The sequence below is a fragment of the Phaeacidiphilus oryzae TH49 genome (assembly GCF_000744815.1).
In the GTDB taxonomy this organism is placed as follows: Bacteria; Actinomycetota; Actinomycetes; order Streptomycetales; family Streptomycetaceae; genus Phaeacidiphilus; species Phaeacidiphilus oryzae.
This window is the reverse complement of the sequence record NZ_JQMQ01000005.1, coordinates 1773678-1787176: the sequence shown is the minus strand read 5'-3', so window position 1 is coordinate 1787176 and position 13499 is coordinate 1773678. Positions and strand designations below refer to the sequence as shown.

The window sequence follows — 13499 nt, the reverse complement described above, 5'->3', positions numbered from 1 at the left end:
TGGGGTGGTGCGCTGCGCAGTCAAGGGTCTGTACGCTTTTCACGTACGTGAACAGTCGAGCGGCCGGACTGCGGCTTCTATGCCGTTGCCGGGGTGCGGCGCCGTTGCGCGCTGGGCGCGTGATTCCCCGCGCCCTTGATTCGCTGCCACTCCGGGGCGCGCTCAGGTGCGGAGGAGCATGGTCAGGGCGTGGACGAAGGCGTTCGTGGTCTCGGGCGGGCGGACCGCTATGCGGAGCCAGTTCTCGTCTAGGCCGGGGAAGGTGTCGGCCCGGCGGGTGGCGAAGCCGGCCTCCCGGAGGGCTTCGCGGAGTGCGGCGCCGTCGGCGACCTCCAGGAGGAGGAAGGAGGCCCGGGGCTCGCCGTGGACGCGGATCCCGGGGAAGCGGGCGAGGGCGGAGCGGAGGTATTCGCGGTCCGCCTGGATTGTCAGTGCCGCGTGATTGGCTTCTGCCACGGCTCGGGGGGAGACGCAGGCGATCGCGGCGGTCAGCGCCGGGGTCGAGACCGGCCACAGCGGCTGGGCCAGGGAGAGGCGGGCGACGGTGTCGGCCTCGGCCAGGAGGTAGCCGATCCGGAGGCCGGCCAGGCCCCAGGTCTTGGTCAGGCTGCGCAGGACGACCAGGCCGGGGATGTCGCGGCGGGTGGCCAGTGACTCCGGCTCGCCGGGGACGGTGTCGGCGAAGGCCTCGTCGACGATCAGGGTCCGCCCGGGCCGGGCGAGTCGGGCCACCGCCTCGGCGGGGTGGAGGACGGAGGTGGGGTTGGTCGGGTTGCCGATGACCACGAGGTCGGCGGAGTCCGGCACGGAGGCGATCGCCTCGGGGGTGAGCCGGAAGCCGTCCTCGGGGCGGAGGACCAGCCGGTCCGGCTTGTGTCCGGCGTCCCGGAGAGCGGCTTCGGGCTCGGTGAACTGGGGGTGGACGATCAGGGGGTGACGGGGTGTCAGCGCGCGGGCGAGGAGGACGAACGCCTCCGCCGCGCCGGCCGTCAGCAGAACCTCGGCCGACGGGCGGTCGTGGTGGGCCGCGACGGCGGCCCGGGCCGCCGTCCCGTCCGGGTACGCGGCCAGGTCGGCGAGGGAGGCGGCGAGGGTCTCGCGCAGCCACTGCGGGGGAGTGCCGGTGCGGACGTTGACCGCGAGGTCGACCAGTCCGGGGGCGGTCTCGGCGTCGCCGTGGTGGCGGAGGTCGTGGTCAGTGGGCATGGGAGGGGTGGTCGTCATGGGTGTGGTGGTCGCCGTGGCCGTGGTGGTGACCGTCGTGGCCGTGATGGTGGCCGGGGTCGTCGGGGTGGTGGTGGGGCTGCTGGGGAAGGCCTACGCGGTCCTCGAAGCCCGGCATGGCGATCCGGTAGACGCAGGTGTCGCAGTTCATCCGCAGGTCGCCGGCGATGGTCTCGCGGTAACGCTCCAGGACGAGCTCGGCCAGCTCGGGGGTGGCGCCCAGGACGCCGGCGTTGCGGACGTCGACCTCCGGATGGGCGTCCGCCCAGGCGCGGGACTGCTCGACCACGCGGTCCGGCAGGATGCCGGTGAAGAGGAAGTAGGGGAGGACCACGATCCGCCGGGCGCCCAGGCGGGCGCAGCGCTCCAGGCCGGCCGGCACGTCCGGGGCGGCGAGGGAGATGAAGGAGGTCTCGACGCCGGCCAGCCCCCGTCCCTCCCAGAGGAGCCGGGCGACCTTCACCACCTCGGCGTTGGCGTCGGGGTCGGTCGAGCCCCGCCCGACCAGGAGGACGGTGGTGTCGGCGCGGTCGGCCGGGTCGAGCACCTCGTCGAGGCGGCGTTCCAGGACGGTCAGCAGGTGGGGGTGGGGGCCGAGGGGGCGGCCGTAGGTGTACTCGGTGCCGGGGTGCCGGAGCTTCTCCCGGGTGAGGGCGGCCGGGATGTCGCCCTTGGCGTGCCCCGCCGAGACCAGTACCAGCGGCACGGCCGCGAACCGCCGGGCGCCCTGCTCGACCAGCGCGGAGACGGCGTCCGCCAGCGGCGGCGGGGAGAGCTCGATGAAGCCGCCGCCGACCGGAGTGCCGGCCGGCAGATGGCCGGCGAGCTCGGCCACGAACTCGCGGAAGGCGGCCGCGCCGGCCTCGTCCCGGGTGCCGTGGCCGACGAGGAGGAGGGCGGGGTCGGTGGTGGTGCCGGGAGATGTCATGAGAGGGGACTCCTGGGGGTGGTGCGGGGCTGCTGAGGGCGGATCAGGGGGCGGTGAGGCGGCGTCAGGCGTACAGGTCGGGATAGAGGAGGGCGTTGGCCGCCGCGGCGGCGACCGCCGAACCGCCCTTCTCCGAGCGGTTGCTGACGGCCGGCAGGCCGGACTCGCGCAGCGCCTGCTTGGACTCGGCGGCGCCGACGAAGCCGACCGGGAGGCCGATCACCAGGGCGGGCCGGACGTCCAGCTCGATCAGTTCGAAGAGCGCGGTCGGGGCGCAGCCGATCACCCAGACCGCGCCGGGCCCGACCTCCTCATAGGCCAGCCGGATGGCGGCGGCCGAGCGGGTCAGGCCGGTCGCCGGGTCGGACTTCGCCTGGCGGACCCGGCAGATGGCGTCCCGGGTGGTGATGCCGGCGGCGACCATCTCCACGTCGGCGACCAGTCGGGCCTCGCCGGAGGCCAGTGCCTCGGCGGCGGAACGGAGTCGGGGCTCCGGGGAGAGCACCAGGTCGGAGAGGTAGTCGAGGTCCGCGCTCGCGTGCACCACCCGCTCGGTGACCGCACGGGTCAGCGGGGGCAGCGCGGAGGTGTCCGCGCGGGAGCGCAGGATCTCGTACGAGCGCTGCTCGATCGGGTGCACTGCGCGGGGTGTGGCGCGGGGCTGACGGGCGGTCAACTCGCCTCCTCGGTGGTGGTGATGGCGTCGACGGGGCAGACCTCGATGCATTCCAGGCAGGCGGTGCAGAGCGAGTCGAGGACGCGCAGCGGGCCGCTGCCGGTCGTCCTGCCTCCGGTCGTCCCGCCGTCGGTGTTCCCACCGCCGGTGTTCCCGCCGCCCGTCGGGCGGATCGCGTGGGTCGGGCAGGTCAGCAGACAGGCGCCGCAGCCGGCGCAGGCGGCGGTGACCTCTACGGGGGCCGTCATGACTGCCATCGGTAACCGCGCGGGGTGACGAAGCGGCCGGCGATCCGGCGGGAGGCGGTGTTGCCGACGACCACCACGGTGGTCATGTCGACGGTACGGACGTCGACCTCGGCGAGGGTGGTGACGGTGTGCCACTCGTCCGGGCGGGAGACCGAGTGGGCCACGCCGACCGGGGTGGCGGCCGGCTCCCGGTGCTCGGAGAGGATCGCCAGCGCCTTCGGCAGCTGCCAGTCCCGGCCCCGGCTGCGTGGGTTGTAGAAGGTGACCACCAGGTCGGCCTCGGCCGCCGCGCGGACCCGCCGCTCGATCACCTCCCACGGGGTGTGGAGGTCGGAGAGGGAGATGCTGACGTGGTCGTGGCCGAGCGGGGCGCCGAGCAGCGAGCCGGCGGCGAGCGCGGCGGTCACGCCGGGGACGCCGACCACGTCGATGTCGTCGCCGGCCTCGGCCAGCGCCGGGGAGGCCATCGCGTAGACGCCCGCGTCGCCGCTGCCGATCAGGGCCACGGCGTGGCCCTGCTGGGCGAGTCGGACGGCGCTGCGGGCCCGGGCCTCCTCGGCGCCGAGGCCGGTGGACTCGATCCGGGTGCCGGGGCGGAGGAGGTCGCGGATCTGGTCCAGGTACTGGTCCAGGCCGACGACGACGGACGCCCGGCGCAGCTCGTTGCGCGCGCGCTCGGTGAGGAGGTCGCGCGCGCCGGGGCCGAGGCCGACCAGCGCGAGCCGCCCGCGTACCGGGCGGCGGGCGACGGCGGCGGTGGCCATCGGCGCCGCGCCGGCCTCGGCGGGGGCGGACTTCCGCTTGGGGACCAGGAGTTCGCCGCCCGGGGCGGTGGCGAGCGCGGCGGCCTCGGCCACGCTCGGGGTGCCGACGGCGGCCAGCGGGGCGTCGGAGGGGTTGGGCACCTCGATCGAGGCCAGGGCCTCGGCGGGGTGGGTGACCAGCCGGACGCCCAGCGCCTCGGCGGCGGCCAGGATGCCGGGCTCCTCGGCCTTGGCGTCCACGGTGGCCAGCGCGGTGACGGAGCGCCGGGAGAGGCCGGCCTCGGCCAGGACCGAGTCGACGAGCGCGGTGATCTCCTCGGCGCTCGCGCCGCGGCTGGCGCCCACGCCGACGACCAGGTCGCGGGGGCGGAGGGTGAGCACGGGGGCACCGGCGCTCTCGACGGCCGCCGTGCGGTCGCTGACCCGGAGGACCGGCGCGCCGGGCGCCGCGTCCTCCCGGACGTTGGCCGGGAGAGCGGGCAGCGGATACCTCCGATCGGCGACCAGCCGGACCGGATCGCCGTCCAGCACCGCCCGGGTGACGGCGGCGACCTCGCCCTCGGCGGTCCAGCCCAGGGGGTCGAGGGTGTCCAGACCGGGGATGCCGGCCGCGTCGGTGGCGGTGGTCGACACCGGTACGGCGCCGAGGAGTTCACCGATCCGGTCGGCCAGCTCGTTGGCCCCGCCGGCGTGGCCGCCGAGCACCGGCACGGCGAACCGGCCGGCCTCGTCGACGCAGACCACCCCCGGGTCGCCGGCCTTGTCCCGGAGCAGCGGGGCGAGCAGCCGCACGGTCGCGCCGACCGCGAGGAAGACCACCAGCCGGTCGCACTCGGCGAAGGCGCGCGGGAGCTCCACCCCGACCGGGCCTTCGTACTGGCGCGCGTCGGGGAGGCGGCCGGCCAGGTCGGCGGCGGCGCGCCGGCCGGCGGCGGTGGCGGCGAGTAGGCCGATCACGATGGGGTCGCTCCTTGCTGTCGGTACCTGGCTGAGGGCCTGCTGCCCCAGAGGACGAAGACCGGGTTGGTGGCGGCGAGCCGGGTGACCTCGCCGGGCAGCGGGGCCAGCCGTGAGGACTGCAGGAGCACCCCGTCCACGTCCAGGCCCGCACCGGCGAGCGCGGCCCGGACGGCGGGCACCCGGTCCAGCGCGGCGAGGGTGACCACCACCGTGCGGCGGGCCCGGTCCGCGCAGTACGCCGCGAGGGCCGCCACGCCGGAACCGCCGCCGCCGATGAACACGCTGTCCGGGGAGGGGAGTGCGGCCAGGGCCTCCGGCGCCTCGCCGTGGACGGCGGAGACGTCGACGCCGTGCGCGGCGGCGTTGGCCCGGATCCGATCGATGCCGTCTGCCGCCCGTTCGACGGCGACCGCCGCCGCCCCCAGCCGTGCGCACTCCACCGCGACCGAGCCGCTGCCCGCGCCCACGTCCCAGACGAGGTCGCCGGGGCGCGGGCCGAGCCGGGCCAGGGCCAGGGCGCGCACCTCGGCCTTGGTCACCATCGAGTCGCGGTGGGCGAAGGCGGACTCGGGCAGCGCCCAGGTGTCGGGGGCCGCGGGCAGCGCGGCGATCGTCCGCATCGCCGGCGCGGGCCGGGTGGCGGCCTCCGTGCCCAGGCAGAGCACCAGGTTGACGGCGGGCCAGCTGCGTTCGGCGGCCTCGGCGGGGGTGCAGTAGTCCAGACGCTCGGCAGGGCCGCCGAGGTCGGCGGCGACGATCAGGCGGCGCTCGACGCCCGGGGTGGCGAGGAGGGCCGCGCCGAGCTCGGCGGGGCCGGCGCCGGGGGCGGTCAGTACGGCCACCTTGCGGTGGGCGCGGCAGAGGTTGGCGGCGGTGCGCAGCTCGCGGCCGTGGGCGCTGACCACGACGGCGTCATCCCAGGGAATGCCCAGCCGGGCGAAGGCCATGGCGACCGAGGAGGGGGAGGGGATGACGTTCAGCTCCTCCGGCCCGAGCCGTTCGGCGAGGGCGCGGACGATCCCGAAGAACCCGGGGTCCCCGGAGGCGAGCACGACGGCTCGCGGCGCGGCGGGCGCGGCGGGGGCGCTCGGGGCACTCGGGGCGCACGGCGGGACCGAGGGGGCAGGGGTAGCCGGGGTTACCGAGGGGTTCGGGACGGTCGGGGTCTCCGGGGTTTTTGGGGTGGTCGGGGCTGGCGGGGTGTTCGGCGTGGTCGGGGTGAGCAGGCCGGTCAGCGCGTTCAGCGCCGGGGCCAGGGGGCCCAGCGTGATCCGGTGGGCGGAGTCGGGTATCGCGCCGGCCGCTTCGGCGGCGGCCAGGTGCCGGGCCGCGCCGATCACCAACTGCGCCCCGGCGAGGGCGTGTTGGGCCTCGGCGGGCAGCTCGGCCCCGGAGGTGCCGAGGCCGACGACGGTGACCCGGGCGGCGGCGGGGGTCATCGGTCCGTCCCCTCGGCGTCCGGGCCGCCCTCGCGGCGCCGGGTGCCGCTGCCCGGCCGGGTCGGCGCTTTCCCTTCCGGTCCCTGCGGCGCGGGCAGCAGGCCGTTCGGGGTGGCGGCGATCAGGCGGGCGCCGGTGAAGTCGACCATGGCGGCCTCCGTCGTCAGCGCGCCCTCGGTGAAGCGGGACATCACCGCGGCCACCCGGCCGCACAGCTCGGCGCCCGCCGGCCCCAACAGGCCCGCGGACTCCCAGAGTTCGTAGGCGTGCCGAGCCGTGTTCGCCGCCGCGACCTCGGAGGCCAGCGGCTCGGCGCCGCCGACCGCGCGGGTGATGGCGGCGAGCACCCCGGTGTCGATCCGCGAGCGGGTGTAGTGGGTCATCAGGACGCCCGCCGCCAGCTTGGTGAGCTTGCCCGCCATGCCGACGAAGACCGCCCGCTCCATTCCGCCCTCGACCGCCCGCCGCAGCGCGGCCCCGGTGAAGTCGCCGACCTCGATGAAGCAGACCTCGGGCAGCTCGGGCAGCATGGCCATGGCGCCCTTCTCGGTACGCCCGCCCGTGCACAGCACGATCGTCCGCTCGCCCTGCGCCGAGGCCACCGCCACCGCCTGCTCCACCGAGGCCCGCCAGGAGGCGGTGGAGAACGGGCGGACGATCCCGGTGGTGCCCAGGATCGAGATGCCGCCGAGGATGCCGAGCCGGCCGTTGGTGGTCTTCCGGGCGCGCTGCTCGCCGTCCGGGACGCTGATGGTGACGTCCAGCCCGCGCGCGGACGAGGGGTCGTGCACCTCGGTCACCGCCTGGGTGATCATGCGGCGCGGGACCGGGTTGATCGCCGGGCCGCCGACCTCCAGGCCGAGCCCCGGCTTGGTCACCACGCCCACGCCGACCCCGCCGTGCAGGTGCACGCCGGGGGTGTCCGACCAGCTGACGGTCGCGGTGAGGTGGGCGCCGTGGGTGACGTCCGGGTCGTCCCCGGCGTCCTTCACCACCACCGCCTCGGCCCTTCCCGGGCGCAGCAGTTCGCAGCGCTCGACGGGGAAGCCGACGCGGTTGCCGGACGGCAGTGCGACCTCGACCAGTGGCTGCGGGCGGCCGGTGGTCAGCAGCAGGGCGGCCGCGCGGGCGGCGGCGCTGGCGCAGGTGCCGGTGGTCCAGCCGGTGCGCAGCGCCTTCTGCCGGACCTTCGCGGTACGCGGTAGATCCGGCTCACGCAGCTCGGGGCCGTCCGGCTTCGCGCCTTCCGGCGCTGGGCCGTCGGGCGCGGAGCCGCCCGGCGCGGAGCCGCTCGGCGTGGGCCCGGGGAGCTCGGGCCCGCCCGCCGTCGCGGGCGCGTCCGCCGGCTCGCGGGGTTCCTCTGGCGTACTCATGGGGCTGTCGTACCAGGCCGGTCAGTGCTCGGCGTGCTCGGCACGCAGGCGGCGGCGGGCGCCCGGGTCGGCGCGGCGGAAGGTGTGGAAGTGGCCCGGGTGGTAGAGGTGCGAGCGGGTGCCGGAGGCCGAGAGCGCCGGGCCGACCAGGAAGAGGGTGTGCTTCCAGAGCCGGTGCTCCTTGACCGTCTCCTCCAGCGTCCCCAGCGTGCAGCGCAGCAGCAACTCGTCCGGCCAGGTGGCCTGGTACGCGATGACCACCGGGGTGTCCTCCGGGTAGCCGCCCTCCCGCAGCTCCTCGGCGAGCTGCTTGGAGCGGGCCGCGGAGAGGAAGACCGCCATGGTGGTGCCGTGCCGGGCGAACTCGCGGACCTCCTCGCCCGGCGGCATCGGCGTCTTGCCGCCGCCCAGCCGGGTCAGCACCACCGACTGCGCCACCTCGGGGATCGTCAACTCCCGCTTGGCCAGCGCGGCGACCGCGGAGAAGGACGAGACGCCGGGCACGATCTCGGTCTCCAGGCCGAGCGCGGTGCAGTGGTCCAGCTGCTCCTGGACGGCGCCCCAGAGCGAGGGGTCGCCGGAGTGCACCCGGGCCACCCGCAGGTTCTCGGCCACCGCACGGGCGTAGAGGTCGAGGACGGCCTCCATCGGGACCAGCGAGGAGTCGACGATCTCGGCACCCTCGCGGGCGTGTCGCAGGACGTCCTCATGGACCAGGCTGGCCGCCCAGATCACCACGTCCGCCTCGGCGATGGCCTGGGCGGCGCGGAAGGTCAGCAGGTCGGGCGCGCCCGGGCCGGCCCCGACGAAGGTGACCTTCGCGGCGGCGGGAGCCCCGGCGGCGGCGGGAGTGTCAGCGGTGCGGGCGTCGTCGGCGGCGGTCACAGCTTTCCTCCACGGGCGGTGCGCGGTGCGGGGGCGATCAGGGTGGAGAGATACGGCAGGACGTCGGGCAGCGGCTCCCCGGGGGCGGAGACCCGCTCGTCCGGGAGACCGAGCGCCGAGCCGTGGACGGCGGTCCCGTCCCGGCCGGACTTCTCCAGCGCCGCCCGCACCTGCGGGGCGATCCGGCCGAACTTGTAGGCGACCACGGTTCCGGTGCCGGCGAGCGCCTCGCGCAGCACCGAGCCGTCGGCGGTGGCCGGGACCAGGGTCACCGGCTCGGTGCCCTCGGCGAGGACCGTGCCGCTGCGGGCGGCCAGGTCCTGCATCGCGGTGATCCCCGGCACGGTCTCCACCGCCACCTCGGGAAGCAGTCCGCGGACGGTCTGGGCGAGGTAGGTGAAGGTCGAATAGACGTTGGGGTCGCCGATGGTGGCGAAGGCCACCGTCCGGTCCCCGCGCTCGGCGCCGTCCCCGGCTCCGTCGCCGGTGAGGAGGGCGACGACCCGGGCGGCGGCGGCGTCCCAGGCGGCCTCGCGGCGGGCCCGGTCGGTCCGCTCGTTGAGCGCGAAGACGGTGCGCACCACCTCGGCGTCCGGTGCGTGGTGCAGCACGGTGGCCTCGGCGCGGCCGCGCTCGCCGGTGTCCAGTACCGGGACCACGACGGCGTGGGCGGTGCGCAGCACCCGGACTGCCTTGACGGTGACCAGATCGGGATCGCCGGGCCCCATGCCCAGGCCGATCAGACGCGGCGTCATCCGCGCGCCCGCTCGTCCGAGTCGGGGAAGGGGGGTGCTGCGGACAGGGGGCAGCGCGGCATGGCGGTGATCCTCACTCGGGGTCCTCGCCCCGGGTCGAAGTGACGGCGGCCGGAGTCTCCTGGCTTCCGGATCGACGCGCGCCCCCGGCCTTCCAGCTGCGCGAGGCAGCCGTGGCGCGTGGGTGGGGTGCGCTCCCCGGTGACAGTGGCGGGACCGCGCCGGATTTGCACCGGACTTCCTCGTCATTGCCGCCGTGTGTGGTTTTGTGGCCCCGGAATCCCATCACGCGAACGAGCGCGGAGTCAACCGGGGGTGGCCGGCGCCGACCGGCGCGGTCAGTCCCGCGACCGGCGGGCGCGCAGGATGGCGCGCACCCGGTGGACGGCCGGTCCGGCCGAGCGGGCGGCGGCGGCCAATGCGGGCACCGGGTCGTCGACGGACGCCCAGGCCAGCTCGCGCCGGCCGTCGGCGGGCTGCCGTTCCGAGTCGACGGGGAGGGGGAGCGGGAGGGGGGACGGCGGCGGTGTCGGTACGGCCTCCGTCCTCGTCCTCGTCCTCGCGCTCGCGCTCCGGGATCCGGGATCCGGGACCCGGGCCGAGACGCGGCCGCCGCGGGCGGCGAGCCGGGCCGGGAGGTCGAGGAGCTCGACGGTGAAGCGGCGGCCCTCGGCCTGGCGGGCGGCCGGGATCGGGCGGCCGGTCAGGTCGAGGTGCTGGGCGCGGACCAGGTCGATCCGGTTCACCGTCTCGAAGAGGCGGAACTGGGCGCCCAGGCGGGGGTTGAAGTCCAGGAGCTTGTAGCGGCCGTCGCGGAGGTCCAGCCGCCAGTCCAGGTCGGCGATCCCGCGGAAGCCGATGGACTGGCAGAACCGCCGGGTCAGCGCGGCGAGTTCGGCGTTGCCGGCGCTGTAGGCGTGCGCGGTGACACCGGCTGTCGGCGGCCAGGAGCGGACCTTCACCCCGGTGAAGACCACCGGCTCGGCGGCGGCTTGCGCCGTCTGCGCGGCCTGCGCCGTCTGCGCGCCCTCACTGCCGGCCCCCGTGTCCGACGGTGAGGGGCAGTAGACGTGGGCGATCCAGTCCTCGGCCGCGTCCCCGGGGAGGTACTCCTGGAGGAGCACCGAGGGGAAGACCTCGCCCTGCTCCCACTCGGCGGCCAGCCGGAAGAGCTCCCCGGCGTCGTCGATCCGGGTGGTCGCCGACACCGCGGGCGCCGACAGCCGCCCGTACGGGGCGTCGTTCTTCACCACGAGGGGGAAGGCGAGCGTCTCGGCCGCCTCGGCCAACTGCCCGCTGCCGCCGACCAGTCGGGATCCCGGGCTGGGAACACCGTGGCGAACGCAGAGCTCGTGCAGCGACTGCTTGCCGGCCAGCGCGCGGGGGAGCGCCGGGGGAACGGCGGTCAGCCGCAGATGCTCGGCGAGCGGCCCGGCGTACTCGGCGAGCAGTACCGCCGCCTCGTCGTCGGTGGCCACCGCGACGGCGCGGCGACCGGTCCTGCGGTGCAGGCGGCCGGCGATGGCGAGCAGCCGCTCGGCCAGCTGGGCGGGCGGCTCCTTGCCGGTGGTCGGCCAGTCGATCCGGCCCCGCAGATGCCGGGAGAACGCCGCCGGCGCGAACCGGTCCTCGGTGATCGCGTACACCGGGACGCCGAGCCTGCCGAGGCTGCGGATCGCGCCGACCGTGCCGTGGTGCAGCGGGTAGTGGCCGATGCGCACCATCAACGCCGGTACGGCCCGGTCGAGTTCGGGCCCGCGAGCGGCCCGCCGCCGGGAACGCCGGGGCGCCACCGCGGACGCCCGCGCCGCCGGCTCCGCCACGGCTGGTACGGCCGGCGCAGCCACCGAAACCCCCGCCTCGCCCGGACCCACCAAGCCCGCGCCGCCGGGGGCCGCCGCACTCGGAAGCGCGCTACCTGGGCCCGCGATACCCGAACCCTCCGGAGCCGGCGCCTCCGGGACTCGGGCCAGCGGGACCAAGACCGCCGCGCCTGCGGGCGCCACGTCTCCGGCCGCCGGGCCCTGGGCCTCCGCGTCCAGGCCTGCCAGGGGCGGGGCCGGGGTCGCGGCAGCGGCGATCGGGGCCGTGCCTGTGGCGTCCCAGGTCGCCGACCCCAGGGCCTGCGCGGCCGAGGCGAGCCGGGCCGCGCCTATGGCGCCGGGGGTCGCCGATCCCGTGGCTTGTGCGACTGAGCCCGCCGGGCTCTGGGCCTCCGCGTCCACGGTTGTCGGGGCCGGGGCCGGGGCCGGGGCCAGGGCCGCGACCGCGCCGACCGCGCCGACCGCGCCGAGCGCGGCGATCGGGGCCGCGTCCGGGGTCGCCGGCCCCAGGGCCTGCGTGGCCGGGGTGAGCAGGGCCGGGCCCTCCGCCGCTGCGGCCCCTGGGGCCGGGAGTGTCGGAGTCGGGGCCGCTGGAGCCGGGCTCTCAGGTGGCGAGCCCGCCGCCTCTGAGGACGGCGCGGCCAGGCCCGGCCCCGCCGGCGCCGGGGTGGGTGGCACCGGCTGCGTCGTGGGCTGCGGGGCTCGCTGTACGGGGACGGTGGGTGGTCCGGCGTCGTCCCCCGGTGCGGGTTCCCCGCGTGGCTCGCGTGCTGTTGCGCGCCCCTCGCTCTCCTCGCGCGCCTTCTGCTGCGACCTGCGCGTCACCGCGTCTGCCATCGCGACCCCCCGGCCCCCGTACAGCTGTCTCCCCCAGCGGCAGAGTAGAGCGCCCGGAGGCCACGGGACAGAGGCGGGACTATGAACGGAGGGTGACATTCGGGGCGCGAGGAGACTCGATCACGGTCGCACCGCTGACAGAACGGAACGCCTGCCGCACCATGGACCTGTCGGTTCCAGGGGGGAACCGAGGGGGTTCGGTGGAACCAAGGGGGAGATTCATGTCTGGAACTCTGCCTGTCGCCGTGATCGGCGCGGGGCCCTACGGGCTGTCCACGGCGGCGCATCTGATGGGCCGCCGCCTGCCGGTGCGGGTCTTCGGCGACACGATGAGCAGCTGGCGGCAGCGGATGCCGGCGGGGATGTACCTGAAGTCGACGCCGGACGCGTCCGACCTGTCGGCGCCCGAGCAGGGGGCGTCCTTCGCGGACTTCTGTCGCGCGGAGGACATCGCTCCGTACGACGAGCGGCATCCGATCCCGATCGGCCACTTCATCGCCTACGGGGAGTGGTTCCAGCGCCGGCTGGTGCCCGAGGTCGAGGCCGAGCGGGTGGTCGACGTCCAGCGGAGGGCGTCCCGGGCGCCGGGCGGCGAGGGGGTCTTCGAGGTCGCGCTGGCCGGCGGCGAGGAGTTCGAGGCGCGGGCGGTGGTGGTGGCCACCGGCCTGGTCGGCGCGGACTACGTGCCGCCGGAGCTGATAGCCGCCGCGCCCAAGGGCCCGGATCCGGAGGGTCCGGTCTCGCACGCCTCGCAGCACACCGACTTCTCGCCGTTCGCCGGCCGCCGGGTGGCCGTGGTCGGCGCCGGGCAGTCGGCGCTGGAGAGCGCGGCACTGCTGCACGAGGCCGGCGCACAGGTGACGGTGCTGGCGCGCGGGCCGCGGGTGCTGTGGGGCGGACCGCCGCCGGTCGCCCGCCCGTCCGCGCTGTACCGGACGGTGAAGCCGGCCAGCCCGCTCGGCCCCGGCTGGTCGCACCGGACGGTGAGCGACGTCCCCCAGCTGGTCCGCCGGATGCCGGTGGCGGTACGGCTGCGGCTGGTGAAGCAGATCCTCGGCCCGTCCGGTGCCTGGTGGTTGAAGGAGCGGGTGGACGGCGTGCTGCCGATCGGCACCGGCCGCCGGATCCGCCGGGCCGAGCTGCGCGGGCCGCGCGGGGACGAGGAGGTCGTGCTGACCCTGGACTCGCCGATCGCGGCGGTCAGCCGCTCGGCGGCGATCGGCTCCGAGGGCGGGGTGCTGGTGACCGACCACGTGCTGGCCGCGACCGGCTACCGGGTCTCGGTGCCGGGCGCCGAGTGGCTGGCCGAGGGGTTGCGGCGCTCGGTCCGGCTGGTGCCCCGTACCGGCTCGCCCGACCTGGACCCGGGCTACCAGTCCAGTGTGCCGGGGCTGTACTTCGCCGGTCTCGCCGCGGCGCCGACCTTCGGCCCGCTGATGCGGTTCGTCGCCGGCACGGGCTTCGCGGCAGGGCGGATCGCGGGGTCGATCGCGGGCTGATCGCATCGGTGTTCGGGGCGCGCGATATCGCATCGCGCGCCCCAGAAGGCGCTTTTGCAAACTGTGCCAACCTGCGCAACAAGGACGG

11 protein-coding genes and 1 riboswitch are annotated in these 13499 nt (G+C 76.3%); of the genes, 1 reads left to right on the top strand and 10 read right to left on the bottom strand.

Annotation, left to right across the window (positions count from 1 at the left end):
• Positions 1-162: 162 nt before the first annotated feature.
• From cobC to BS73_RS12115, 10 genes are all read right to left on the bottom strand, one after another.
• Positions 163-1206 carry an Rv2231c family pyridoxal phosphate-dependent protein CobC gene (gene cobC, locus BS73_RS12160; protein WP_037571698.1) on the bottom strand — a complete coding sequence of 348 codons (1044 nt, stop codon included), beginning with the start codon at positions 1204-1206 and terminating at the stop codon, positions 163-165.
• Entirely contained in the window at positions 1196-2152 is a 957-nt protein-coding gene (locus BS73_RS12155) for a sirohydrochlorin chelatase (RefSeq protein ID WP_037571693.1), read from the bottom strand. Before BS73_RS12155 ends, cobC begins: the two co-directional genes overlap by 11 nt.
• A gap of 64 nt (positions 2153-2216) precedes the next feature.
• Complete coding sequence (locus BS73_RS12150; protein ID WP_037571690.1) at positions 2217-2828, bottom strand: precorrin-8X methylmutase; 612 nt, start codon at positions 2826-2828, stop codon at positions 2217-2219.
• On the bottom strand, positions 2825-3076 hold the full coding sequence (locus BS73_RS12145; RefSeq protein WP_161789663.1) for a 4Fe-4S binding protein: 252 nt from the start codon (positions 3074-3076) through the stop codon (positions 2825-2827). Before BS73_RS12145 ends, BS73_RS12150 begins: the two co-directional genes overlap by 4 nt.
• The gene (gene cobJ / locus BS73_RS12140; RefSeq protein ID WP_037571685.1) at positions 3073-4797 is read right to left on the bottom strand and encodes a precorrin-3B C(17)-methyltransferase; all 1725 of its coding nucleotides are present in this window, start codon (positions 4795-4797) and stop codon (positions 3073-3075) included. The genes BS73_RS12145 and cobJ overlap by 4 nt, the downstream gene beginning before the upstream one ends.
• A complete protein-coding gene (locus BS73_RS12135) occupies positions 4794-6239 on the bottom strand; it encodes a bifunctional cobalt-precorrin-7 (C(5))-methyltransferase/cobalt-precorrin-6B (C(15))-methyltransferase (RefSeq protein ID WP_037571682.1) in 1446 nt (481 codons plus the stop codon). The genes cobJ and BS73_RS12135 overlap by 4 nt, the downstream gene beginning before the upstream one ends.
• Positions 6236-7612, bottom strand: a complete 1377-nt coding sequence (locus BS73_RS12130) for a cobalt-precorrin-5B (C(1))-methyltransferase (protein ID WP_084703985.1) — start codon at positions 7610-7612, stop codon at positions 6236-6238. The genes BS73_RS12135 and BS73_RS12130 overlap by 4 nt, the downstream gene beginning before the upstream one ends.
• A 21-nt stretch (positions 7613-7633) precedes the next feature.
• Complete coding sequence (cobM, locus tag BS73_RS12125) at positions 7634-8497, bottom strand: precorrin-4 C(11)-methyltransferase (RefSeq protein ID WP_037571679.1); 864 nt, start codon at positions 8495-8497, stop codon at positions 7634-7636.
• A complete protein-coding gene (gene cobI, locus BS73_RS12120) occupies positions 8494-9252 on the bottom strand; it encodes a precorrin-2 C(20)-methyltransferase (protein WP_037571676.1) in 759 nt (252 codons plus the stop codon). Before cobI ends, cobM begins: the two co-directional genes overlap by 4 nt.
• Positions 9253-9367: 115 nt before the next feature.
• Positions 9368-9495, bottom strand: a riboswitch (cobalamin riboswitch).
• Between the two features lie 95 nt (positions 9496-9590).
• Positions 9591-11075 carry a carboxylate--amine ligase gene (locus tag BS73_RS12115; protein WP_152617592.1) on the bottom strand — a complete coding sequence of 495 codons (1485 nt, stop codon included), beginning with the start codon at positions 11073-11075 and terminating at the stop codon, positions 9591-9593.
• A 1058-nt stretch (positions 11076-12133) separates the two neighbouring features.
• Between BS73_RS12115 and BS73_RS12110 the strand changes: the two genes are divergently transcribed.
• Entirely contained in the window at positions 12134-13411 is a 1278-nt protein-coding gene (locus BS73_RS12110; protein ID WP_037571674.1) for an FAD-dependent oxidoreductase, read from the top strand.
• Positions 13412-13499: the final 88 nt, after the last annotated feature.

What these genes read in the sequence shown, in the direction of transcription:
- cobC (WP_037571698.1), bottom strand. Translation starts at nt 1,206, where the DNA reads ATGCCCACTGACCACGACCTCCGCCACCACGGCGACGCCGAGACCGCC.
- BS73_RS12155 (WP_037571693.1), bottom strand. Translation starts at nt 2,152, where the DNA reads ATGACATCTCCCGGCACCACCACCGACCCCGCCCTCCTCCTCGTCGGC.
- BS73_RS12145 (WP_161789663.1), bottom strand. Translation starts at nt 3,076, where the DNA reads ATGACGGCCCCCGTAGAGGTCACCGCCGCCTGCGCCGGCTGCGGCGCC.
- BS73_RS12135 (WP_037571682.1), bottom strand. Translation starts at nt 6,239, where the DNA reads ATGACCCCCGCCGCCGCCCGGGTCACCGTCGTCGGCCTCGGCACCTCC.
- BS73_RS12130 (WP_084703985.1), bottom strand. Translation starts at nt 7,612, where the DNA reads ATGAGTACGCCAGAGGAACCCCGCGAGCCGGCGGACGCGCCCGCGACG.
- cobI (WP_037571676.1), bottom strand. Translation starts at nt 9,252, where the DNA reads ATGACGCCGCGTCTGATCGGCCTGGGCATGGGGCCCGGCGATCCCGAT.
- BS73_RS12110 (WP_037571674.1), top strand. Translation starts at nt 12,134, where the DNA reads ATGTCTGGAACTCTGCCTGTCGCCGTGATCGGCGCGGGGCCCTACGGG.